Raw genomic sequence first — 23,787 nt, forward strand, 5'->3', positions numbered from 1 at the left:
TCCAAATAACCGTTCATAATCCATCCTCAGGTTCTTCGGAACAGAGATTAATACTTATATTACAATAACTTACACGGGATGTGCAAAAGAAAAAAACCGATGCATGCCTGGCAGCGGGTGCTGCGAATGCGATCGGCTTCATAGTTGAGTTAGCAATGGAATAGTGGGTTACATATAAGATGTAGGCGGTACGTTTGTTGCATGGCTGGCAACATTGGGACTATGTGAGAAAGTACCCATGCCTGCAGTCTTCTGATTAATGGTATCATGGGCCTTCTGTATGGACTGCTGCGCCTGCTTATGCTGCTTGTCCACATCGTATTTTAGCGCGTACGGACCTGACGTATACATGTTCTGCTGCTTCATCATCGTGTAAAACTCACCCTGAAGCTTCAGCGTATCTGCGGTTAAATCCGTAAACATCTGACGGACAACAGGACAAGAGGATTCTGTCGTTGCTGTCGTGTACTCTCGAACGGTCCGTTTCAGCTCGCCCAGGATAGGGTCCAGCATATCTTGTTCCGGCAGGAATGAAGATCCGTTTGTTGTTACCATAGGTAGTTCCTCCTTTAACAATTTAACTTCTTCGCTACTAAGGGATAAGGCATCCCCTTATTGAGGTTGGGTCGGTGCGACTTGGATGTGGCTCTGCAGAGAGTTCACCAAAGTATCCAGATGCTGTTCATGCCGGCTTACGAATCCAAGGAGCGCTTGTTGTATGGCCGAATTCTGACTGGCTGCCGCTGTTGCGGCGCAATGCTTGGCCAGCATCGTCTCGTTGGAGATGCAGTCCGCAATATAATCCAATTCTTTAGAGGTTAGAGGCTGTAATTGTTGATTTGGTGTCATACGGGTTATTTCCCCTTTCCATTTAGATTGCACAGGAACTAGTATGCCACCTTTACAGAAATCTATGTTGTAAACTGTCATGAAATACAGAATGAACGTCCAAACTAAAATGGTTGTGATAATGAGGAGGTATAGGGTCATGTTGCTGACAGGCGGAACAACACCATGGAAGTTTTTAAATACCGAACCCGTAAAGAAATACCCTCCGCTTACCGAGCAGATGAAGTGTGAAGTTCTCGTCATTGGCGGAGGCATTAGTGGTGCACTGATGGCCTACGTCCTGAACAAGCAGGGCGTGGACACCATTCTGCTGGAAAAAAGACGCGTCTGTGGAGGCAGCACCTCTGCCAATACAGGGCTATTGCAATTTTCCAACGATTGTACCCTGACGGATCTGATCCGTCAGTTTGATGACCATCGCGGCACTTCCTTCTACAAAATGTGCAGCCATGCGGTTCGCAGGCTTACCGATATCGCAAACAGCCTCTCCAGAGACTCCGGCCTGATTCCCCGGAGCAGCCTCTATTATGCCAGTACTCCCCAAGACGTGGGCATTCTTCGGCATGAATATGATCTTCTGAAACGAAGAGGCTTTGACGTGGAGTATTGGAACCGCGATGATATAAAGGCTCATTTTCCATTTTCGAAAGAAGCAGCCATCTATACGCATGGTGACGCCGAGGTAGATCCCTACCGCCTCGGACATCATCTTCTGCAGGATGCCAGTCAGGATGGGCTTCGGATATACGAAAACAGTGAAGTGACGGACACCCGGTACACGGACAGCGACGTCACCGTAATTACAGATCAGGGGAGCGTTCTGGCTCAAAAAGTAATCTGGGCCACAGGGTATACTATTCAGGAATGGAAACCGGATCATAACGCTGAATTGCTAAACACCTACGCCATTCTCACGGAACCTGTCGCCGATCTGTCCTCATGGTATGAACGATCTTTCTTGTGGGAAACGAATCGCCCCTATCTCTATTTCCGCACAACGCCGGATCAGCGGATCATTGCCGGGGGCTTGGATGAAGCGCTGCCTCCTTCAGGTAAGCCTGAAGAGTACGCCGAGGTCAGAGGCCGGAGGCTATTGGACGAGATACAGCAGCTTTTTCCCCATCTGGCTGACTTGAGAATTGCCTGCAGCTGGGCTGGTGTGTTTGCCTCAACCAAGGATGGCATTCCCCTGATTGGCAAGCACCCCAAATATCCGCACAGTTACTTTATCGAGGTGTACGGAGGCAATGGAACGGTTTACAGCATGATTGCTGCCGATTTACTGGCTGAGACGATTGCCGGTCGTGAGCCCGAGGAATTGAAATGGTTCTCCTTAACACGTCCGATTGACCTGAAGATAATTTAGAATAAAGAGGGTAACTCCATTTAGGGCCTGCCAGCGTGCCCTGGAGATACCCTCTTCGCATGTGTAATGTGGTGGCGTGGTTCATGAAGTGTGCCGTTCTGGATTCCCACACCCTCATCCCTGATCAAGCGATCAGGTTACTTGTTCCTTGGAAGGGAATAACCTCCGCATGAACAGCCATGATCCGATCGGGGATGCCCCCAGGAACAGCAAGAGTAGTGTTATGGTTAAGGTGTCCTGCTTGATCGACAACACCAGAATAAATACCAGCAGCCCCGTAATTCTGCCCAGGGTCAGACTGAGCTCCCGCAGTACAACCAGTTCCACCCGCTTCTCCACATTTTCTTGATTCAATCCCATCAGATCAAAGCTAACCGATATGGCCGGCATCATATACAGCGGAATAAACAAGGAGGTACCGATTCCAAGGACCAGCAGCGTAGTATAATTAACGGCCAGCAATAACGGCAGAATAACCAGCAGCATGAGTACGGCCCCCACCAGCATACCGATTTTGCGGAATTGAGGCTTGAACCATTTGCCGCAGGCCCAATAACTCACCAACGAAACCGCAGAAGTGATCAATGCGAATTGACCCAGCTTGGATTCCTGATCCGTAGCAACGAACACAAGCAATGTGATGAGAAAGGAAAATACGCCTTCCCGCATTCCCTGTACAGCCAAGCCCCAAACCGCATATTTCCACACACCGCCCTCCTTCAAGCGTCTCAGGCCTTCCAGCCAATTATAGTCATTCTGTACAGGCCTTTTTCGCAGAAAAAAGCTAAGCACTACAGCCGCCGCGAATATGACCAACGACACGGTAAAAATAAGTCGATAGCCCTCGTCCCCGTGCATCCATGTGATCACCCAGCCTGCCAGCCATGGTCCTATGATTCCTGTCACAGAGCCAAGAAGTCCGATCCAGCCATTAAACCAATCCCGATTCTCTGCATTCGATATCTCGAAATAAACCACATTGAAGGCCAGCCAGAATAAGCCCAGGGATACGCCGAACAGCAGGCCAAGAGGCCAGATATAATGGACCGCATCCCGGCCTGCCCACAGCACGCATAGATAAAATAATCCGGACACCGCAATCCCCAGACGAAGTGCGTTCATTTTGTTATGTTCCTTCACCCACTTGCCTGCTGCCCAGAATGTCAGGCCCAATGCGACCTGCTGGGCAATAGTAAACCATCCGAGCATGGTGTAATCCTGACGGCTCTTCCAGAGGTAAACATTGAGGAATGTACCCGACAATGCGCTCGATAGAATAAACAAACCATGAACCGATAGCAGAAGCATGGCCTGGGGGTCCTTTGTCAACTTCATATACAGTTCCCTCCCTTGCTCTCGCACTTGAAGTCCAGGGTATTTTACCCTTCACTCCTCCACTTCATGAACAAAAAAAAGGAAACTGCAGCATGCAGTTCCCTTGAATTGCCGTGAGACGCCAAACAGCGCCTATTCACAGACTCTATTCCTTTTTATGGATAAAGCTCTTAATCATCCGAAGTCGGTCGTTCTCGGCCAGGTTGTACTGTACATGGAAGCATCCTGGGCATACGTATACGTTCAATTCATATGGCGGCTGCAGAATAGGTCCACGGATCAAAGCCGCGTTAACCGGCTGGAAGCCTTCCCCGCTCACGTGCTGGGTACCTGCATGGAGCATGTATTCTCTGCAATGCAAACACTCCGGTACTTCATCTTGTTCATCCAGGATCGCTTCCACGGTCTCCTCGAATGCAAACAAATCATGATCCTCCCCGTATTTATCCACAGTTCGCAGCGATGACAACGATTCGTTCTCCGACCCCCATATACGCTGAAGATCAACAGCTTCCTCCTCGGTTGCTTCATAATCCTCATCCAGTTCCTCTTGATCGGCTTCTGCATCCTCGCCTTCCAATGCGATATTCAATGTACGGTAACCCTTCAGTTCGTTAGCACAGTGAGGACAGGTTTCCTCTGGACCAATCTCCTCATCCCATACAATCTCACTTTGGCACCATGGACAAACCGTCGGTTCCATAGGTATTCATTCCTTTCTTATTCAAACGGCCTTGCAGGCCCTGTATAGTTGTTTTTATTGAGACATTAAGTATACAATACCTGACACAAAAAAAATCAAAGCGGCCGCAAACAATATCCGCGGTAAATATTTCATCGTCCTTTTCCTCCCGAAGCTCTTAAGTGATACTCGCTCCAATAATGTAAGATAAAGATACGGTGATAAGAAGTACGATCAAACCTACTGCGCGATTATCCTTGCCAATCTCTTCATCAACCGAGAAAACCGGCGTCAAGAACTCAAGCAGCAGATAAGCCAATAACAGCAGGATAAACCCAAAGAACGACCATTTAATCATGCCGTAAATGGACGTATTGGCCGTGATGCTATACCGCATCACGTTGCATATACCAAAGACTTTACCGCCGGTCACCATCGCTGCAGCTACGTTTCCCTTGCGTATTTCATCCCAGCAATTGTACTTCGTAACCAGTTCAAAGCAATACAAGTAAACGATAAGTGCCAGTATCGCAACCGAGAAATAGCCGATTAGCACACCCAGCGGATGGGTCAGCAAATGATCAATCGCTTCCGTCATTACCCTATGTTCCTCCCCGATATAAACGGGATGCGGCACCTTTCGCATCCCGTTGTTCTAAACCCAGATGATATGTTATACGAACTGAAGGAGAAAACGGTTCCTGATTTCTTTGCTTCCTTTATTTCAACTCGGCAATCGTTACGCCATTGCCGCCTTCGCCGTAATTGCCCAAACGATGGCTCTTCACATGTTTATGCTTTCGCAGATAATCCTGGATTCCGGTCCGCAAAATACCGGTTCCCTTGCCATGGATGATGGAAATCTGACCAAGGTTACCGAGAAAAGCCTCATCAATAAAACGATCAACCTCGATCAGCGCTTCTTCTAGGTTCGCTCCTCTTAGATCCAGTTCATTGCGAATGTTGGCATCACGAGTCCGCTTCAGGATCGTCGCATGCTGTTTCGGTGCTTGCTTGGCATTCGCCGCCGGATTCGACAATAACTCCAGATCATCCAGGGCGACCTTCATCTTCATAATGCCAAGCTGTACGACCGCTTCCTTGGAGCCAGTCATTTCCACAACATGGCCCTTCTGATTCAGGCTGAATACCCGAACCTCGTCGCCAGGTTCGATACTGCGCTGCTGCTTAGCCGAGCGCTGGCCTCCTGTTTTCTTGCCCTGCTGCGGCTCGGCATCATCCAGACGTTTTCTAGCCGCAATCAGCTTATGCTCTTTAACAGAAGCCCCTTCCTCCAGAGCAATCTTGCGCAGATCCGAGATGATCTCCTCCGCCTCGCTTCGCGCCTTATCCACGATCTGTCTCGCTTCCATGCGAGCTTTATCAACGAGTTTGTCCTTCTGCTCTTCCAGCTTCTGAAGCTCGTGCTCATGACGGACACGCAGTTCCTCCATTTCCTTGCGGACCTGCTCTGCCTTCTCACGCTCCATTTCAGCAGTGTGCCGATTCTCTTCAAGGGAAGCAATCATATGCTCCACCCGTTGATCTTCTTCCTTCACTTCACCGCGGGCAAACTCAAGAATAGATCCTGGCAGACCGAGACGTTCTGCAATGGCAAACGCATTACTGCGTCCAGGCACACCAACCAGAAGCCGGTAAGTCGGACTTAGGGTGTTGATATCGAACTCCATGCTGGCGTTAATAACGCCTTTGCGTTCGTAGGCATAAGCCTTGAGCTCTGAATAGTGCGTGGTCGCAATCATTCGGCAGCCCATGCGGTGGATATGCTCCAGAATGGAAATCGCGAGAGCGGAGCCCTCAGCCGGATCCGTACCTGCTCCTACTTCATCAAGGAGCACCAAACTCTTCTGCGTCATCTGACCCAGTATCCGGATAATATTGGTCATATGGCTCGAGAAGGTACTAAGGCTCTGCTCAATGCTCTGCTCGTCGCCAATATCCGCATAAATCGCATCGAATACACACATCTGGCTGCCTTCCTCGGCAGGAATAAACAGTCCGGACATCGCCATCAGGTTTAGCAAACCGATTGTTTTGAGTGTGACCGTCTTACCGCCGGTATTCGGACCCGTGACAATGATGGACGTATAGGTATTGCCCAATTCCACATCAAGCGGTACAACCTGGTCCATCGGAATAAGCGGATGTCGGCCCTTGCGCAGCTTAATGTACCCTCTGTCATTCATTCGCGGCAGAGACGCCCTCATCACATGAGCCAAACGTGCCTTGGCAAATATAAAATCAAGCTGTCCGATCAAATCCAAGTCCATGGACAGCAAATCAGCCTGCTCACCCACCTGGGCAGTCAGCTTCTGCAGAATCACTTCGATCTCCCGCTCTTCCCGCATCCGGGTCTCGCGAAGCTTGTTGTTCATGGCCACAATGGACTCCGGCTCGATAAACAGCGTGGCACCCGATCCTGACTGATCATGTACGATTCCTCCGAAATGCGACCGGTATTCCGCTTTAACGGGTATGACAAAACGATCCCCGCGAATCGTAATCAGCTGGTCCTGCAGCATCTTGGCCACCGATTGCGAACGAATCATGGATTCGAGCTTCTCCCGAATCCGGACCTCCCCGCCCCGAAGCTCGCGGCGGATCTGCGAAAGCTCTGCACTCGCCGAATCCAGAACCTCAGCCGCATCGTCAATGCAGAGCCGAATCGCATCCTCCAGCGGCTTCTGCTCCGAGATAAGATCGCTAAGATTAAACAGAATTTCAATCTGCTCATCCTCATGAAGGGCCGCGATAAACCGCTTGATACGGCGTGACCCGTGAATCGTGTTCGATGTGGCTAACAATTCATGGGGGCTCAACGTGCCTCCAATTCTCGCGCGCTTCAAGGCATCGTTAATATCCGTTATACCGCGGAAAGATGGATTGCCCTTGAGCCGGTCTACCGTATATGCCTGATCGGTTGCCGCCAGCAGATCCTTTACAGCTTCCAGCTCAGTTTCAGGCTTTAACGCCTCGGCTCTCAAATTCCCCATGGATGTTTGCGTGTATTGTGTTAATGTATTTAAAATTTTCCGGTATTCTAAAGTTTGCAAAATCTTGTCGTTCAAGAAGTTCACAACTCCTCTCAATCAATGCCTATATTATATCGAATGCCGAGGGAATTCGCCACGGAATCCAAAAACCTTCCACACATAACCTGCGGCCCTATTGAACAAAATAAATTCTGCGTAACATTCCAGTCTTATTCTAAGGAGGCAGGTACCATGCAATTTCTCGGGCATGTCGTTCGATTTATCGTTGCCGCGCTCGTTCTTATGGTTGTCGGATGGATTGTCCCTCAATTCTCCGTCGGCGGATTCGGAAGTGCCCTGCTGCTTGCACTCGTCATCGCCCTCTTCGGCTGGGCAATCGAGGGCATCTTCGGCAAAAAAGTCACGCCGTTTGGACGCGGAATCGTGGGCTTCCTTGTGAGTGCGCTTGTGATTTACCTCGCTCAGTTCATTGTCGGGGGCGTCACCGTCTCCATACTGGGTGCGCTGCTTGCAGCACTGGTCATCGGGATCATCGATCTGTTCATTCCGATTTCCACACCGTATGAAGCAGGCAAAAGCCACAAGGAATAAGAGGCAAAGTCATCCGACTCTGTTGGAGGTCTGTTCCTCAGTCCCTTATTCCTGAATGAATCGTTTCCTGCGGCTCATTCCACTACATCTCCCACAACAACCCCCTGTTGCTTATATGAACAGGGGGTTGTCCATTATGGCCGCAGAAGTCCTTATCTCCCTATACTCAGGCTTCCCCTACATTATATCGTAATCCATAACCTTCGTTGCAAACGCTTCACGTTCACTAATTTTTCATAACACCGCTGTGCATAATCTCTTTTTCTGCGCTATGATAAAGATTGGAAAAAAATAAATTCACCATTATTTCATAGTCAGGAGAGATTATAGTGAAAAAAGGCATAGCACTACTTGTTTCATGTATGCTCCTTTTTGTATTGGCTGCTTGCGGCCAAGATCAGGAGGCAACCCAAGGAGATTCTGGAATCTCGGATACCGGCGTGGCGCCTGAAGCAGAGCTCGTTATAAAGGGATCCAACTTCCAATTCGACCAGGAAGAATATCATCTAAAAAAGGGCGTGCCCGTGAAAATTTCTTACGAGAATGAAGACGGCAACCACGGCGTCATGATTCCGGCGCTTGGCCTTCAGCTTGACCGCAACAATAACAGCAAAGTTGTTACACCCGACAAAGCTGGAGAATTTGAAGTTTCCTGCTCCATTATGTGCGGAGCCGGTCACAGCAAAATGATCTCCAAAATCATCATTGAAGAATAGAGCATCCTAATAAAACCTCCGGATCGCCAGAGTTGCCTCTGCTGATTCGGAGGTTTTTTCAGGTTCAAATCTTCACCATGGCCTAACGCTGATCCTGCTCAATCAACTCGATCCACTCGTTATATTCAACTTGGAGCTTAGCATACTCTTCCTTTAATTTACGATGTTCTTCTTCAAGCAGCGCTGACTGCTCCGCCTTCAGTTCCTGTTCTGCCTGCAGCAGCTGGTATTGATGCATGACCAGTTCGTACTGCTCACCAAGATCGGAATACTGCTGCGTGGCTTCACTCTTCTCGCCTTCCAGACGTTCACAGGCTTGACGTGCAGAGGCAATTTCCTGCTGCCAGGACTGGAGCTCTTCTTCAAGAGAGAGCTGCGTGCGTCTCCACTCATCCCGCTCTGCAGCCAGCTTCTCACGGTCAGCGGCAAGCTGCTCCCGCTCCTCCATCCATTGCTGGTATTGGTTCTGCCAGTGCGCGGCTCGCTCCTCCGAATCTCTTAACTGCTCTGCAAGCTCACGTCCATGCTCTTCACTTGCAGCCGCTTTTTTGCGAAGCTCCTCGAGCTGATTCGACACTGTATCGTATTCTTCTTCCAGCATTGCGTACAGTTTGCTTGTCTCTTCCTCTCGAACCCCCGCTTCCTCGCTGAGTTTCTCCAGCTCTTCATAGCGAAGCTGCAGCTCCTTCAGTTCCTCTTGAGCCGTTCTGCGCTCGGAAATAGACCGGTCAGCCTCATCCTTCATGACGTGGATTTCATCCTGAAGCCCCTTCATTCCTTCTTCCAGGCTCTCGTTCGCTTCCATCAGCTCAACAATTCTCATCTCCAGCTCGCCTGTTTCCTCTTTACGCTGATCAGCCAGGGTACGCCAGGATTGAAGCTCACCGCTAAGACGCTGCAGCTCTTCCTGCTGCTTGCGTGAAGTCTGATTCGCATCCACCACTAACTTCTGGAGACGGCGACGCTCTTCCTCCGATTTCCCGGATTCCTGCTTCAGTCCCTCAAGCTCCTTCGCGAGTCCTTCCGCCTTCGTCCGGAAGGATCGCAATTCCTGCTGAGAGGCATCCCCTTGCTGTTTGGACAGCTGCAGCTCTTCCTTCAGTTTCACGGACTCCGCTTTAGCGGCAGTCAGTTCCTTCTCCGTGGTCGACAATCGCGACTGCAGCTGCCCTCCGCGATTGCGCTGTTCCGAGAGCTGCTTCTCCAGATCCTGAACGGTTGCTCCGTGCCGCTGCTCTAACTCCTGCGCACTTTTCGCGTGCTCCTGCTTCAGATCCTGCATAGACTTCGTATACTTCTGTTCCCAATCCTGAACGGTCTTCGAGTGCTGCTGCTCCTTCTGGAGCACCTCTTGTTTATGGGAGCTCTCCAGCTTCTTCAAGTGTTCAGCCTGCTTCTCTTCGGCCTGTTTCACTGCTGCCCGATGAGTCTGCTCCAACTTATCCAGCGCTTGCTTGTGGGTGCCCGTCAACTGCGAAATTTGCCCTTCATAACGGCGTTTCATATCTTCAATCGCCTGCTTATGACCGCCCTCCAGCTTCTCCCGCTGTTCCTTAAGACGTGCTTCAAGCTGCTGCTTCTCCTTCAGCAGCTCCTCCACCCGGCTCGATTCCTTCTGGAGCAGCTCCTTGGTTCGCTCTGACTCACTCGTTAAATTCTCAGTGGAAATTCTGTACTTCTCAGCTAAGGAAGACTGCTCCGCCAGCCTTTGCTCCAGCTGTTCCAGCTGCTGCCGGTGTCTCTCCTGCTGCTCGATTTGAAGCCCTTGCACCTTGGCAAGCTCCGTACGCAGTTCATTGCGCTCTGCCGTCATCTGTTTGGCTTCATTCTGATACTCCAGCTTCTGTAAAGCTTCTTCAGCCATATGTACTGCGGCCAGGACGGCAATGCGCGGGGTATCGAGCCTAGAATGCGCCTTGGATATGGTGCGCATGCGGTCATCCACATAGTTCGCTACCTGTCTAGTGTAATCACTGCTATTGCCAACAAGTTTATAGGAAGTTCCGTAGATGTCTACGGTAACGCTTTTACGGTCCGGTGTAGTCACAGTTGTGCCCTCCTTCTATTATGTGTAGATTCTATGATGTCTGAAATGGTCTATCCTCTTTCTTCATTATATATGAGATAACATCTGGAGACGAACCTCAAGAAAACAGACCGAAGTTTGGTATATGATAACACAGTTTTGTGCTTATAATTATGTACCCTGCGGGCATCCTGATGCAAATCCCAGTTCCATTTAGAGCAAAAAAGCCCGCATCGAATCTCTGATGTAATGGATTCGATGCGGGCGTTCACAATTCCTGCTATTTTCTTAATTCTGCGCCAAAAGTTTGCTGAAGCGCTGAGACTGCTTTTTCGGTAACCTCGGCAACCTCTTCGTCCGTCAACGTCCGTTCCTGATGACGATACGTCAAGGAGATGGCAACACTCTTCTTGCCTTCCCCAAGCTTGCTGCCGGTGAAGACATCAAACACCTGAATTTGCTGTAGCAGCTCGCCTGCATTCTCCTTGATGACTTGAATCAGGGAGCCGGCTTCAACCTGCTCATCGACCACGATGGCAAGATCGCGCTCCATTCCCGGGAATCTAGGCAGATCGCGATAAGCGACGCGGGCATTGGTCATATCATACAACGGCTCAAGCAGGATTTCGGCAGCATAGGTATCTTCCAAATCCAGCTCTTGCTGCGTCTTCGGATGAATTTGTCCCAGTACACCAAGCAGCTGCTGGTTCTCGCCTTGACCCGTATATACGGAAGCGGAACGTCCAGGATGGAATCCTTCCGGGCTGTTTGCCACGTAAGTGATGTCCTCAACGCGTATGCCAAGGTATTCAAGCACCGTCTCAAGCGCCCCCTTCAGATCGAAGAAGTCCACTTTGGCAGGCTGCACGTTCCACTGCTTGTTTCCTTTGCGGCCTGTCATGAGCAAGCCGAGAACCGGACGCTCCAGCGGCTGCTTCGTCAACGTCTCCTCTAACGTATGGAACAAGTTCCCTATTTCAAACAGGGCCAGATCCGGCTGTTTGCGGTTATGGTTATACACAGCGATATCCAGCAGCTGTGGCAGCAGGCTGGTGCGAAGCACGCTGCGGTCCTCACTCATCGGCATGGCAAGCTTAACTGCCGTACCTTCTGACGCAAGAGAAGTAAACATTTCCGCTTGCTGCGGATGAATGAATGAATACCCCAGAACCTCCTGGAAGCCGCTATGTGTCAGCAGCCGGCGAAGCGAGCGGCGAATAGCCTGCGCTTTTGTCAAGGAGCCCGGTGTTGTCGGACCTTCAATCGCCGTTGTCGGAATGTTGTCGTATCCATACAAGCGGGCAACCTCTTCAATCAAGTCCACATCCAGCACGATATCGCCGCGGCGGGACGGCACCTGAACATCCACCAATCCTTGGCCTGCATCACCGCTCGGGAAATGCAATCTCGAGAAAATGGTTTTTACCTCAAGCAGAGACAGCTCCGTGCCCAGATAACGGTTGAGCTTCTCCAGCGACAACGTGATAACGGTCGGCTCGGCATGAGCGCTGCCTGCCTCGACAATCCCCTGATGTACGGCACCGTCGGCATATTTCGCCATCAACGCCGCTGCACGGTTCAGCGCAGGAATGACTGCCGCTGGATCCACTTCCTTCTCGAAGCGCGAGCTTGCTTCCGAACGCAAGCCGAGCTGACGGGATGTTTTGCGAACGGTACCGCCATCGAATTTAGCCGATTCGAGGAGAATATTCACCGTGCCGTCCGTTACTTCGGAGTCCAGGCCGCCCATAACGCCTGCCAGAGCTACAGGTTTTCCACCGGCTGTAATAACCAGCATATGCGGCTCCAGACGACGCTCTGCTCCGTCCAGCGTTACCATCGTTTCACCGGCTTCAGCCATTCGTACATGAACCGCGCCGTCCTTCAAGTGGTCCGCATCAAAAGCATGCAGCGGCTGGCCATATTCAAGCATGACATAGTTTGTAATATCCACGATATTGTTAATCGGCCGCACGCCCGCTGCCATCAATCGGTTCTGCATCCACAGTGGGGAAGGCGCGATTCTTACTCCGGTAATATAGCGCGCAGCATAATGGCTGCACTGCTCAGCTGCACCGATTGTAACCGAGATATGATCCGCAGCTGTATCATGAACTTCCATCACTTCTTTCTCAGGGTTTGGAAGGCTCAGTTCACGTCCCAGAATAGCACTCACTTCATATGCTGCGCCCAGCATACTCAGACAATCGGAACGGTTCGGCGTCAGATCCAGCTCCAGAATCTCATCGTTCAGACCCAGCACGTCCACTATCGGCTTACCGATCTCGGTTTCAGCCGGAAGAACGAGAATCCCTTCCTGCAGCTCCTTGGGCAGCAGCTTGTCGTTCATGCCAAGCTCCTTGGCCGAACAGATCATACCTTGGGAAAGAACACCGCGCAGCTTGGCTTTCTTGATATCCATGCCGCCGGGAAGCTTCGCGCCTACAAGCGCTACGGGCACTTTCTGGCCGGCATCCACATTCTTTGCTCCGCAAACGATCTGGATATCTTCCTCCTGACCGGCATCCACGATGCACACATTCAGCTTATCTGCATCAGGATGCTTCTCCTTACTCTTGACGTAGCCTACGACAACTTTGTTAATGCCCTGATTCCGTTTCTCGATCACATCGATTTCAATACCGGCTGATGTAATACGGCTCGCTAAATCCTCCGAGGTTACACCTTCGAGCGAAATATAATCGGACAACCAATCGGTTGATACTCTCATTGTCTGTTCACTTCCCTTTATCGTTTAAATTAAATCCGCGTGAATTGATTCAAGAATGCTGCATCGTTGTTGAAGAAATGACGGATATCATCCACACCGTATTTCAGCATGGCAATCCGCTCAACGCCCATACCGAATGCAAATCCGCTGTACTTCTCAGAGTCATAGCCGCCCATCTCAAGCACCTTTGGATGAACCATTCCGCAGCCTAAAATCTCAAGCCAGCCCGTTTGCTTGCATACGCGACAGCCGCTGCCCCCGCATTTCACGCAGGATACATCCACTTCCGCGCTCGGCTCGGTGAAAGGAAAGAAGCTTGGACGCAGTCGAATCTGCGTGTTATCGCCGAACATCTCCTGCACGAATTGCAGCAGCGTTCCTTTCAAGTCACTCATGCGAATGTTCTCACCGATCACCAGTCCCTCGATTTGATGGAACTGGAATGAATGGGTCGCGTCATCGTCGTCCCGGCGGAATACGCGTCCCGGGCAGATGATTTTGACAGGCGCCTTCCCTTGCATTGACAGCATCGTCCGGGCTTGCACCGGGGATGTCTGCGTACGCATCAGCAAATCCTCCGTCAAATAGAAGGAATCCTGCATGTCGCGCGCCGGATGATTCTTCGGCAGATTCAATGCCTCGAAGTTGAAGTAGTCCGTCTCCACCTCCGGACCTTCCGCTACGCGGTAGCCCATGCCGATGAAAATATCTTCGATATCCTGAATGACCTTGCTGAGCGGATGAACCGCGCCTTGGGTGAGCTTGCGTCCCGGAAGGGTTACATCCACCTTCTCCGCACGCAGACGCTCTTCGGTTTCCTGCTCCTGGAAGGCCTCCTGCTTGCTGGAGATGACTTCCTCAATCGCACCGCGCACATCGTTGGCCACCTGGCCAATGACAGGACGCTCCTCTGCGCTCAGCGCGCCCATTCCGCGCAGTATTTCAGTCAGGGCACCTTTTTTGCCAAGGTATTTCACCCGTAAATCGTTCAACTGCTGCGGATCGTTGACATCCTGCAATTGCGCCAATGCTTCCTGCTTCAATGCTTCTAATTTTTCCTTCATGGCTATTCGCACACCCCTTTGTAAACTCCATCATTGTACTGAAAACAAAAAAGGCCTCTCCTCCCGAAAAGGGACGAAGAGACCGTGGTACCACCCTTGTTAACATGCCATCCTATCCTTGCCAAGACCATTGTACCCTTGGATTGGATATGGCTTATCATGCTCACTTGACCGACGTAACGAATCGGACCCGTTATCCCCTACTGACCGGCAGCATGCCGTGTTCAAGGAACTGCTCCGGAGCGAACTTCGCCAGCCTGATTCTTTGAGAGACACTCTCAATCCATGGTATCTCTTCCCTGTAAAGAGGCACTAGCTACTTTTCTCCATCGACGCATTTTGTCTTATACAAATATATAGGGTTTATTATATGCAACCTTGCGGGATATGGCAAGTTTCATTTCCCCCATTTTTACCCTATCGGCTCGATTTTAGTCAACAACGCTTATTTATCCGCTTGAAGATTGGCAAGCTCAGCCCGAAGTGCTCTGATTTCAGCAAGCCAGTTCGCCTCTTCCCTCGCTTCTATCTCGTCCGTTGATAGGCCCAGCAATTCCTGAACCCGGTATTCAAGCGCCATACGGCGGTTATCTTTCTCTGTGTCCCCCTTGATGACACTAATGCGAGAGGCCTGCTCTTCCTCCTCGTCCACGCTCCCCTCAAACCATACCGGAGCTTCACCAGGCTTCAGTGTCAGCAGCCGGTTGGCGATTTGGCGCACCAGATACCGGTCATGGGATACAAGCGCAATCGCACCCGGAAAGTTCACGAGCACCTGTTCAATTACCTCGCGGGTATCCACATCCAAGTAATTCGAGGGTTCATCCAGAACAAGCAGATGGGCTCCGCTGAAATATAACTTGAGAAAAGCCGTTCTGCACTTCTCCCCCATGCTCAGCTGCCCCATCTTCTTAAATACATCGTCCCTTCGGAAAAGGAACGAACCGAGCAGCGTGCGTGCACGGCTTTCCGTCATGCCCGGTATGACAAGCAGGCTGTCCAGCAGTGTGGTTTCGGACTCAAGCCCTTCAAGCTCCTGTGAGAAATAGCCGATCCGGATTGAAGGATTCTGTGTGATCCGTCCCTCCTGCGGATCGATCTCTCCCAGCAGCAGCTTGAGCAGCGTCGTTTTGCCGCTTCCGTTAGGTCCCCTTACGGCCAACCGGTCGCCTCGGTTTAAATAGAAGGTCAGCTTATCAAAAAGACGGGTTTCCCCATATCCAAAACCTATATCCTTCACCTGGAGAAGCGTGCGACCACCAAAAGCTTCCCCCTCCAGCTCCATGTTCAGCTTGGGACCGCTGCGCGGCTTATCTACCCGTTCGGCTTCAAGCCGTTCCAGTGCCTTCTCCTTGGCGTGATATCGCGAGATGTTTTTCTTCGCCTTCGCTTTGTAGAAGCTGGCGGTTATCTTGACGTCACTGACGTCCCCGGCCGCATCATGCGCTTTATGGAACCACTCCTCGTACCTGCGGATCGAATCCTCCAGCGCCTTGCGCGCCAGCTCCTGCTTGCGATAAAGCGTCTCCTGCTCGCGCAGCTCCCGTTCTTTTTCCCGGCGGTAATCCGTATAACCTCCCCGGTAACGCCTGAGTTCGTCTGGTGTCAACTCGCATACGGAGGTTGCCACCCGGTCGATAAACTCCCTGTCGTGAGACACAAATAACACGGTTCCCTTATAGGACGATACCAGCCACTGCTCCAGCCAGACCAGGCTTTCATTATCCAAATGGTTCGTCGGCTCGTCGAGCAGGAGAAATTTCGGAGCGGATACCATCAGGGCCGACAGCATAACCTTCGTCTTCTGTCCTCCGCTGAGTTCGCGGTAGGGAACAGGCCACACCTCTGGCCCGATTCCCAGCATCGTCATAGCTTTCTCCACCTCGGTTTCCCATTGGAACCCGTTCTGGGACTCGAAGCGCTCCAGCAGATTTCCGTACTGCTCCAGCAGTTGTTCCATGCTCTCATTGTTCCCGCTATTCATCAGCCGCTCTACACCGGCAAGCCCAAGCTTTAACTCCCATAGCGAAGCATGACTGCGGCTTCGCACCGTATCGATTGCACTCATGCTTCCCTCATCCGGCTCATCCTGCTGCCTGAGCCAGCCCCAGCGCTCCCTCGGCAGAATCGTCTCCACTACGCCCGAGGTCGGTTCGAGCTCGCCTGCCAAGATGGAGAACAGCGTCGTTTTACCAGTACCATTCCGTCCGTACAGCGCGATCCGTTCGCCTTCCGCAACCTCAAACTGAATTCCTTCAAACAGCGGCCTTCCTTGCAGTTCCATACTTATATCTTTTGCTTTTAAAATCATGGTCATATAACCTCATCCTCTCTCTTGGAAAACATAAAAAAACCGCAAGCGATAGCCTGCAGCGGATGTTTAAAGAGGTTGATGGAGCTGAAGACGGGACGATCTACAGCAAGCAGCCACTAACGTTCGGCTGTTCATTCCAAGCCAGCCTTGACGGTTATGGAGATAAACTCGATAACTTGGGCCGTTAGCGGAAGCTGTAAGTTCGTTCCGTATATGTGATTGTATTACATAAGAGCACCGTTTCTACACAACAAAAAGAGGTACCCCGGTCACATTTTTCAGACACACCAAATCTCTCCTCTACCGCCGTAGAGAAACGCCTGCAAAACCACATGCAGTTGTTTAGAGAAAAGGGTGTCTTACTTCATTGGACTGGGTTACCTCGCATTCTTGGAATGAAATTATCGCCATTATAACAGATAATCCTAGGATGTAAAAGGGGCATCTGCGAAAGACATTAGTGGCAATTGGTTACTTCGTTCCATTTGGGTACACTTACTTAGGCAAAAAGGTAAAGACGGTGAAGAATAATGATCGAGTTGTTCGATCTTATTCATAGGGCATAATGTTTACCTTTATTGGAATCATTATCGGGGGTACCATAATTATTGGTGTGATAACCAACGCTGAGTTACGACATCTTCGATGCATGAAAGCAGAAATAGAAGTAATCAAAGACCAAGATACAAATACCTAAAGGCATTTATGTCAATAAAAGAATGAACGCGAATCAATTATCTGAATTGACTTGAATCGGCTATCCTACAATTTTGTACATATCCATGGGTTAACATTGCTTTAATACAATTTCTCTCCTCCACGACCACTTGAAGGACCATAATATTCTAACAAGTAGCTATCCCTATATCGCTTGTAAACATCTTCTAATATTGTATCATTTTCGAATTGTATATATCCAGCCAAATATAGAGCAACCAAATAGTCCTCGAATCGCTCATTGCCCAGTGTCATTTCTTCCTTATCAATTCCAAAAAAAATTGCTGTTTCAATAGATAACAAATTAGAGCCACCTATCTCGGTTCCACCTGAAATATACATATTATCTTTTGAATTCACAGTTAAGTTAATTCCATTAGGGACTAAAGATTCATCATATTCTTCCGAATTAAGTTTAAAAAGTTCCTTAATACCCCTTTTATCTCTAAAACTATATGCTTTAACTGCTTCATCAAAATTCTCGTAAGGGTCAAATCTTAGTCCTGAAAAATTTTCAAGATCCGTTTCTACAGCAAAATATTTATCTTTTAGAATCTGATCGATCTGTTCTAAATTAAAAGGGTTGGGAATGTCTAAAGTCATATACTTATCATAAAGTTTTTGGATATCTATTTGCATTTTATAAACCTCTTATTATTTAGAATTAATGAATCCGTGTTTTGAATAATATTAAGAAGGTACTAGAGTAAGAACTTATCCTTTGTAGATTAACTTGTTTTCTTTTTTGAAGCCCCAAGCTACCTGCTGTTCCGTAAAAGATATGACCAATCTGGCGACTAGTATCTTTTCCTCCATGGTAATGGTAATAGTAGTAGGTCTCATTATATCCGTTTGCACGATGACTTTCAGGTCCAGTAAAGAAACTTTGTCCAGCTCTCATTGCAAGATCTTTAGCATCATTTTGAGAGGTTGCCCAAACCTCATTATGTGCTGCTTTTCAAATAATTCAAAGCTTGTTCTTCTGTCAAAGGCGACAAACGGTCCACAAAAAGGGGGCACTTCAAAATGAAGGTGGGGCCTTCGTAATTTATTTTCAATTTCATCGATCTTAATCCAATGCCATTCACCTTCAGCCATGGACAATTTGATCTCTCGTCTAAACGTATGGATCAGAACGACAATCCCTGTTAACTCCGTATTTTCATATTCATCAAACAGCCTTATGGTCAGGGTTCGATGTTCGTTATCCATTGATTTAGTAGTACCGACAACGTCATCCGGAAAGGATCAGAGCAGGTCTTTCTTTGAAAACCAGCATGAATTAAGAGACAACGAATTGAACTATAAGTGGAGTTCCAGGATCTAACGTGTCGCCATCAGGGATGGTAATCGTCGTTGTTGTAACAGAAGAAACGTCAGCCGTTTGCATTATACCATTCACATAAAGGTTGTAATAGTTGAACGTACTCGGAAATACCGTGGCAGCTGTTCCTGCATCATTGATAAACGCTGTTGCTGCAATCGCGAATGTTGTTCCTGTTCCCGTTCCAGCACCCGCTGTAGCAGTGAATCTTCTACTGTTTTGATACGGTGGTACTATTGGCATTTTCATCGCCTCCCTTCATTCTTGAGACTCATACAGATTTTCAAGCAAAAACTTAGAAAACATGCCTGATCCTCTTGTACAATAAATGCAGAGGGTTCGGGAGAAGTGAGGGCATTCTTCTAAAAATTACTAGACAGTAACATTCGCCGTTAGCTGTACTGCTTCTAAAACGATAGGGGTTCCCGCATAGATTATGGTGCTTTGTGCCGGAAATAATAAGCTGGTAGGGTTTACATCATACGAATTACCCGGCTGAAGAATTCCATTTATATAAAGATTGTTAAAACTATTGGGGTCGAGTGCTGAGAAATCCGCAACTGGAGCCCCCAAATCGTTGGTGAAAAAACTGGCTGGAATTGTAACCGACATGGTTAAATCCAAATCTGTTTCCGGTTGATAAAAATAACGGTTTGTCGCAGGCGAGACGGTAACTTCAGGAATTACTACAGGTCCAGGAGGGCCTTGAGGACCTATCTCTCCTTGTATTCCTCGAGGACCTATCTCTCCTTGTATTCCTTGAGGACCTATCTCTCCTTGTATTCCTGGGGGGCCCTCAGATCCATCAATCCCTCGTTCTCCTCGAGCTCCCGGAATACCTTGTATCCCTTGCGGACCTGAAATCCCTTGAATACCTGGCTGGCTTAGGGATCTCTGCATTTCACACCATTTATCTAACTCAGCCTTCATTTCGGATTTAACTTCCTGTATTGCAGCTTGTAAGGCTTGCTGATCAATTGCAGCTTGAAGATTTTGCTTTCTTCTATTTAATAAACACCACATTGATAACCGCCTCTTACAAAGGGGTTTCTTACGAAAAACTATTTTTTTAATTCTTTTGGTATATTTGTATTTTCTTTTTGCCTTTAAACATTTGTACTTACGTTTAGCTGCCATCCTTCATTTACGCCTCCTTCCCTTAGACTTCATGACTGTGTGTATGATCATATCTATATGTCAAATGCACATTTTGGGGGTGGACGAATAACTTGTATCAAACAAACCGGAACCATTCCGAGATAAAAATTAGGCGTTTATTAGGGGGATCCCAGTTCGTTATACCTAAGAAATGACTCTAAGAATCAGCGCCCCTACTCACAACTGCCCCAATCCAATTTTCCGATCAGAATTACTTCCTTGAGCCCATTCTTAACTGAGCTCATCAACCTTCTACTTCATCTCCGGAGACCAACATTACTACTACTGATATTTCTCAAGAAAAAACAATTGGAGTTTTTTGATCCTAATTTCAAGGAAAGAGCTATATCTCAGAGATTAGATCCGGATACTGATTCAATCAAGAAAACACGCCTATACAAAACAAGAGGAAGTGAAGCTCCTGACAGCCCTCTATACCCTCCCTGCTTACTGGCGGCTGTATTTTTACCGGGGCAATCCTTGGAGGCTTTAGGCGGGGGAATTGTTGGCAGTAGAATGGCCTGACGTTGATCATGAGAGGTCTGCGATATGGATCGTGAAACAAATCACGCTGGACGAAGAAGGAAATAAGATCGAGGGTGACGTCAAGACAGATGCTGCTGCGAGAGTGCGGCATGGATCTCAAAACCATACAGGAGAGATTGCAGCATACGAAGATGGACACGAGGGCCAACATTTATATACATAGATCTGAAGCCATTAGTCGGTCTGCAGCTGACCAGTTAAAGGAGCTGAATCCAAAATGGATCAAACTTGCCCCCTAATCTGCCCCCTTATATAGAAAGTCGTCTGTCGTATGTCGAAAAAAGGGCAAACAAAAAACCCTTGTGGCACAAGGGTTTCAAGCATTTCTTAAAGCTAAGCGGGTGATGGGAATCGAACCCACGCTACCAGCTTGGAAGGCTGGAGTTCTACCATTGAACTACACCCGCATATTAACCTACAAAAGTGACGCTATGCTTCGGGGCATATTCTGATTACTTTTGCGAGGTCCTAAAACGTAAGCGAATCGGGACGACACGATTTGAACATGCGACCCCCTGGTCCCAAACCAGGTGCTCTACCAAGCTGAGCTACGTCCCGATGATGATGTTGTCTTTTGAAGACAAAAATAAATATACCACGCTGAAAGTATAATTTCAACATGTATTTTATGGAAATTAATATGAACAACGACAGCAAACAAACAGCATCCTTCCGCGAGGGAAAGATGCTGCCTTGTTTTAATCGTGAGAACATAACGTGATGCCAGGAGCATCCTTATTTGTTCTTGTCGAAAGTTACTTCCGGCGTCGTCAATTTATCATAAAAATCCACGATTTTATCCTTATCATCCGAAGCGCGAAGAGCCATAGCGGAGCGTGGGTGTTCGTCCAGCGTACCTGTGATCATGTAGGGCATAATGTAGCCCCACTCCTCTTTCTCGCGCAGAGGAATCATGTAACGCTCGATAATATCCAAAACCGGACGCAGCTCGTACTTGGTCCCTTTCAGATGGGTAACCAGCAGCTCGGTCGGACAGTTGCCAGCCGCACGTCCCATTCCGTACACGGACGCATCCAGCAGCTCAACCCCAAGGTCGGCAGCAACCAGAGTATTGGAGAATGCCAGCTGCATGTTGTTATGGGTATGAACGCCAAGGCGCTTATTCGGCAGATGTGTCTTAAATTTATTAACCAGGTATTCCATGTCCTTATGATCAAGGCTTCCGTAAGAATCAACGATGTATACCACATCCACGACGCTTTCCCTGATCATCTCAAAAGCTTCCAGCAGCTCATTCTCCATCACATTGGAAAGCGCCATAATGTTAAGCGTAGTCTCATAACCCCGATCGTGGAAGGTCTGAACCAGCGCCAGCGCTTTATCCACATCTTTAATGTAACAAGCTACGCGGATCAGATCCAGCAGACTTTCCTCGCGCGGCAAAATATCGTCTTCGTCCACACGGCCGATATCCACAAGGGCAGACAGTTTGGTTTTGCCTTTATGAGGAATGACTTCTCTCAGGAACTCATCATCCAGAAAACGCCAAGGACCGGCTTGATCCGCGCCCTTCAAGAGCTTAGGAGAATTTTTATATCCTATTTCCATATAGTCCACGCCAGCCTCATTCAGGCCTGCATATAAATTTTGTACGAATTCCACACTAAAATCCCAATTGTTCACCAGTCCGCCGTCGCGAATGGTACAGTCTACAATTTTTGTCTGGCTGCTCTTAATCATTCTAAGCTAAACTCCTCTCGGCAATTTTCTCTTCATCATACTTGAATGCCGGTTGAAAAGTAAAGCACAACTGTCCTCCAGGGCGCACGTTTTTGTAAAGGAAATCACGACTGCCTGCATATCCAGTCGGTGATGGTACGAACGAGCACGCCGGTCCCCCCTCTGGGATCGACTCCCCTCTCCTTGGACAAGTACGCTGTTCCTGCAATATCGAAATGCACCCATGGCAGTCCATCAGCGAATGTGCCCACAAAAAGACCACCCGTTATCGTTCCGGCGTCGCGACCGGCTTGATTTCGTATATCCGCTACCTCGCTCTTCAATTTATCCCAGAATTCGGGATAAGACGGCAGCGGCCAAATTTTCTCACCTGCCCTCCGGGAAGAGGCAATCAGCTCCTCCAGAAAGGCCTCATCATTGGTAACTGCCCCTGTAGCTACGTCTCCAAGCGTCGAAACAACCGCCCCGGTCAATGTGGCAACATCGATCAAGCGCGTCGCACCAAGCTCCTTGGCATACGTTACTCCATCCGCAAGAACAATACGGCCCTCTGCATCCGTATTGAGCACTTCGATAGTACGTCCGCTCAGCGTAGTAATGATATCTCCGGGTTTATAAGCGCTGCCGCTCATCACATTCTCGGCAGACGGGATCACCATCACCACATTGGCCTTCGGGCGAATCCGTCCCAGCGCTTCCATTACGCCCAGCACCGTAGCTGCTCCGCCCATATCGCTAATCATATCCTCCATCCCGGACGCCCGCTTCAGAGACACACCACCCGTATCAAACGTGACCCCCTTGCCAATCAGGCCGATCACATCATTCCACGTATTCAGCCCCTGATAACGAATCACGATCATGCGCGGGGGATGGATGCTGCCCTTACCTACGGCCAGTAGCCCGCCCATGCCCTTCTCCTCGAGTTCCTGCTCGTCCAATATCTGAGCTTCCATACCGTACCTCTCGGCAAGCTGAAGGGCTTTTCCGGCTAGATCATCCGGTACGAGCATATTGCCAGGCAGATTCGTTAAATCACGTGCCAGGCAGGTTCCTTCCCCAACCGCTACGCCTCGAGACACACCTTCTGCCCAATGTGCTTCAAATGCTGCGTCCATTTTTTCCTTCATATAATAGACGATTTCATCAATCTCCGTTCGTTCAGAAGCATCACGCTTATACTGAGACTTTCGATAGCTTCCGAGGATAAAACCTTCCGTTAATGCCTGCGCAGCATCCCGAGGCGTCTGTTCAGCCATGCTGCTGACCATCGTTCGCGGAATTTGAATCGCAGCACTGCGTATACCTGATTTAGTGCCGATCTTCGCCGCTTGAGCCGCTACTAACCGCAGCTGTTCAGCTGTCAGGATGCCTTCGGGACACCCTATAAACAGGAGCAGTCGCGTTCTGCCACGGAAACTTTCCGGCCATACGAATGTCCGATGAGGAGTACCGTCAAACAAACGACTATCCTCCAAGTCCTTCAGCAGCGGATCCCAAAATTCAGAAATACCGCCCTCCACTGTTTGTGTTTTTGTAACGGGAACAAATATGGCATCACAATGAATATGTTCAGGGGTTAGGCCACTCTCTATTGTCCATTTCATCATGGATCCTCCCAAAAAGAAAAAGCCATTCCATCGGAACAGCTGC

General features: G+C 49.1%; 21 protein-coding genes and 2 tRNA genes. 5 read left to right on the forward strand and 18 right to left on the reverse strand.

Annotation, left to right across the window (positions count from 1 at the left end; all coding sequences use genetic code 11):
* Nucleotides 1-168: 168 nt before the first annotated feature.
* Entirely contained in the window at nt 169-555 is a 387-nt protein-coding gene (locus PGL02S_RS17620; RefSeq protein ID WP_036639685.1) for a spore coat protein, read from the reverse strand.
* A gap of 57 nt (nt 556-612) precedes the next feature.
* The gene (locus PGL02S_RS17625; protein WP_036639815.1) at nt 613-849 is read right to left on the reverse strand and encodes a hypothetical protein; all 237 of its coding nucleotides are present in this window, start codon (nt 847-849) and stop codon (nt 613-615) included.
* Between the two features lie 139 nt (nt 850-988).
* Between PGL02S_RS17625 and PGL02S_RS17630 the strand changes: the two genes are divergently transcribed.
* Nucleotides 989-2,215 carry an NAD(P)/FAD-dependent oxidoreductase gene (locus PGL02S_RS17630; RefSeq protein WP_036639687.1) on the forward strand — a complete coding sequence of 409 codons (1,227 nt, stop codon included), beginning with the start codon at nt 989-991 and terminating at the stop codon, nt 2,213-2,215.
* 132 nt (nt 2,216-2,347) lie between these two features.
* Here PGL02S_RS17630 and PGL02S_RS17635 read toward each other — a convergent pair whose 3' ends face one another.
* The 4 genes from PGL02S_RS17635 to PGL02S_RS17650 all read right to left on the reverse strand — a co-directional run bounded on the left by PGL02S_RS17635 (nt 2,348) and on the right by PGL02S_RS17650 (nt 7,321).
* Nucleotides 2,348-3,556, reverse strand: a complete 1,209-nt coding sequence (locus PGL02S_RS17635) for an MFS transporter (protein WP_327196587.1) — start codon at nt 3,554-3,556, stop codon at nt 2,348-2,350.
* Nucleotides 3,557-3,695: 139 nt separating this feature from the next.
* Nucleotides 3,696-4,253: a hypothetical protein gene (locus PGL02S_RS17640; protein WP_006212223.1), complete on the reverse strand. Its 558-nt coding sequence runs from the start codon at nt 4,251-4,253 to the stop codon at nt 3,696-3,698.
* A 157-nt stretch (nt 4,254-4,410) separates the two neighbouring features.
* Nucleotides 4,411-4,830 carry a DUF350 domain-containing protein gene (locus tag PGL02S_RS17645; RefSeq protein WP_006212224.1) on the reverse strand — a complete coding sequence of 140 codons (420 nt, stop codon included), beginning with the start codon at nt 4,828-4,830 and terminating at the stop codon, nt 4,411-4,413.
* A 121-nt stretch (nt 4,831-4,951) separates the two neighbouring features.
* On the reverse strand, nt 4,952-7,321 hold the full coding sequence (locus PGL02S_RS17650; protein ID WP_006212226.1) for an endonuclease MutS2: 2,370 nt from the start codon (nt 7,319-7,321) through the stop codon (nt 4,952-4,954).
* 156 nt (nt 7,322-7,477) lie between these two features.
* On the opposite strand from PGL02S_RS17650, the gene PGL02S_RS17655 reads away from it, so the two are divergent.
* Nucleotides 7,478-7,837 carry a phage holin family protein gene (locus PGL02S_RS17655; protein ID WP_006212227.1) on the forward strand — a complete coding sequence of 120 codons (360 nt, stop codon included), beginning with the start codon at nt 7,478-7,480 and terminating at the stop codon, nt 7,835-7,837.
* A 329-nt stretch (nt 7,838-8,166) separates the two neighbouring features.
* Entirely contained in the window at nt 8,167-8,553 is a 387-nt protein-coding gene (locus PGL02S_RS17660) for a cytochrome c oxidase subunit II (RefSeq protein ID WP_036639690.1), read from the forward strand.
* A gap of 82 nt (nt 8,554-8,635) precedes the next feature.
* On the opposite strand, the gene PGL02S_RS17665 is transcribed toward PGL02S_RS17660, so the two are convergent.
* The 4 genes from PGL02S_RS17665 to abc-f all read right to left on the reverse strand — a co-directional run bounded on the left by PGL02S_RS17665 (nt 8,636) and on the right by abc-f (nt 16,691).
* The gene (locus PGL02S_RS17665; protein ID WP_036639692.1) at nt 8,636-10,600 is read right to left on the reverse strand and encodes a cell division protein ZapA; all 1,965 of its coding nucleotides are present in this window, start codon (nt 10,598-10,600) and stop codon (nt 8,636-8,638) included.
* A 259-nt stretch (nt 10,601-10,859) separates the two neighbouring features.
* Nucleotides 10,860-13,310 (reverse strand): phenylalanine--tRNA ligase subunit beta, encoded by a 2,451-nt coding sequence (gene pheT / locus PGL02S_RS17670; RefSeq protein WP_036639694.1) that lies wholly within the window; start codon nt 13,308-13,310, stop codon nt 10,860-10,862.
* Nucleotides 13,311-13,339: 29 nt separating this feature from the next.
* A complete protein-coding gene (gene pheS / locus PGL02S_RS17675; protein ID WP_036639696.1) occupies nt 13,340-14,374 on the reverse strand; it encodes a phenylalanine--tRNA ligase subunit alpha in 1,035 nt (344 codons plus the stop codon).
* A gap of 445 nt (nt 14,375-14,819) precedes the next feature.
* Complete coding sequence (abc-f, locus tag PGL02S_RS17680; protein ID WP_036639698.1) at nt 14,820-16,691, reverse strand: ribosomal protection-like ABC-F family protein; 1,872 nt, start codon at nt 16,689-16,691, stop codon at nt 14,820-14,822.
* A 59-nt stretch (nt 16,692-16,750) separates the two neighbouring features.
* Between abc-f and PGL02S_RS28850 the strand changes: the two genes are divergently transcribed.
* On the forward strand, nt 16,751-16,876 hold the full coding sequence (locus PGL02S_RS28850) for a hypothetical protein (RefSeq protein WP_255308646.1): 126 nt from the start codon (nt 16,751-16,753) through the stop codon (nt 16,874-16,876).
* 610 nt (nt 16,877-17,486) lie between these two features.
* On the opposite strand, the gene PGL02S_RS17685 is transcribed toward PGL02S_RS28850, so the two are convergent.
* The 4 genes from PGL02S_RS17685 to PGL02S_RS29015 all read right to left on the reverse strand — a co-directional run bounded on the left by PGL02S_RS17685 (nt 17,487) and on the right by PGL02S_RS29015 (nt 19,866).
* On the reverse strand, nt 17,487-18,044 hold the full coding sequence (locus PGL02S_RS17685; RefSeq protein ID WP_006212235.1) for a hypothetical protein: 558 nt from the start codon (nt 18,042-18,044) through the stop codon (nt 17,487-17,489).
* Between the two features lie 258 nt (nt 18,045-18,302).
* On the reverse strand, nt 18,303-18,617 hold the full coding sequence (locus tag PGL02S_RS17690) for a YolD-like family protein (RefSeq protein WP_036639701.1): 315 nt from the start codon (nt 18,615-18,617) through the stop codon (nt 18,303-18,305).
* Between the two features lie 70 nt (nt 18,618-18,687).
* Nucleotides 18,688-18,972, reverse strand: a complete 285-nt coding sequence (locus tag PGL02S_RS17695) for a DUF4183 domain-containing protein (RefSeq protein ID WP_006212237.1) — start codon at nt 18,970-18,972, stop codon at nt 18,688-18,690.
* Nucleotides 18,973-19,101: 129 nt separating this feature from the next.
* On the reverse strand, nt 19,102-19,866 hold the full coding sequence (locus PGL02S_RS29015) for a DUF4183 domain-containing protein (RefSeq protein WP_051449186.1): 765 nt from the start codon (nt 19,864-19,866) through the stop codon (nt 19,102-19,104).
* Between the two features lie 526 nt (nt 19,867-20,392).
* On the opposite strand from PGL02S_RS29015, the gene PGL02S_RS17705 reads away from it, so the two are divergent.
* Nucleotides 20,393-20,596 (forward strand): hypothetical protein, encoded by a 204-nt coding sequence (locus tag PGL02S_RS17705; RefSeq protein WP_036639703.1) that lies wholly within the window; start codon nt 20,393-20,395, stop codon nt 20,594-20,596.
* Between the two features lie 173 nt (nt 20,597-20,769).
* On the opposite strand, the gene PGL02S_RS17710 is transcribed toward PGL02S_RS17705, so the two are convergent.
* The 4 genes from PGL02S_RS17710 to PGL02S_RS17725 form a co-directional block, all read right to left on the reverse strand.
* A tRNA-Gly gene (locus PGL02S_RS17710) sits at nt 20,770-20,840 on the reverse strand.
* Between the two features lie 77 nt (nt 20,841-20,917).
* Nucleotides 20,918-20,991, reverse strand: a tRNA-Pro gene (locus PGL02S_RS17715).
* 177 nt (nt 20,992-21,168) lie between these two features.
* Nucleotides 21,169-22,134: an aldolase catalytic domain-containing protein gene (locus PGL02S_RS17720; protein ID WP_006212240.1), complete on the reverse strand. Its 966-nt coding sequence runs from the start codon at nt 22,132-22,134 to the stop codon at nt 21,169-21,171.
* A 104-nt stretch (nt 22,135-22,238) separates the two neighbouring features.
* A complete protein-coding gene (locus tag PGL02S_RS17725; RefSeq protein WP_036639705.1) occupies nt 22,239-23,741 on the reverse strand; it encodes a leucyl aminopeptidase in 1,503 nt (500 codons plus the stop codon).
* Between the last annotated feature and the right edge of the window lie 46 nt (nt 23,742-23,787).

This window comes from Paenibacillus glucanolyticus NBRC 15330 (assembly GCF_004000885.1).
Lineage (GTDB): Bacteria > Bacillota > Bacilli > Paenibacillales > Paenibacillaceae > Paenibacillus_AQ > Paenibacillus_AQ glucanolyticus.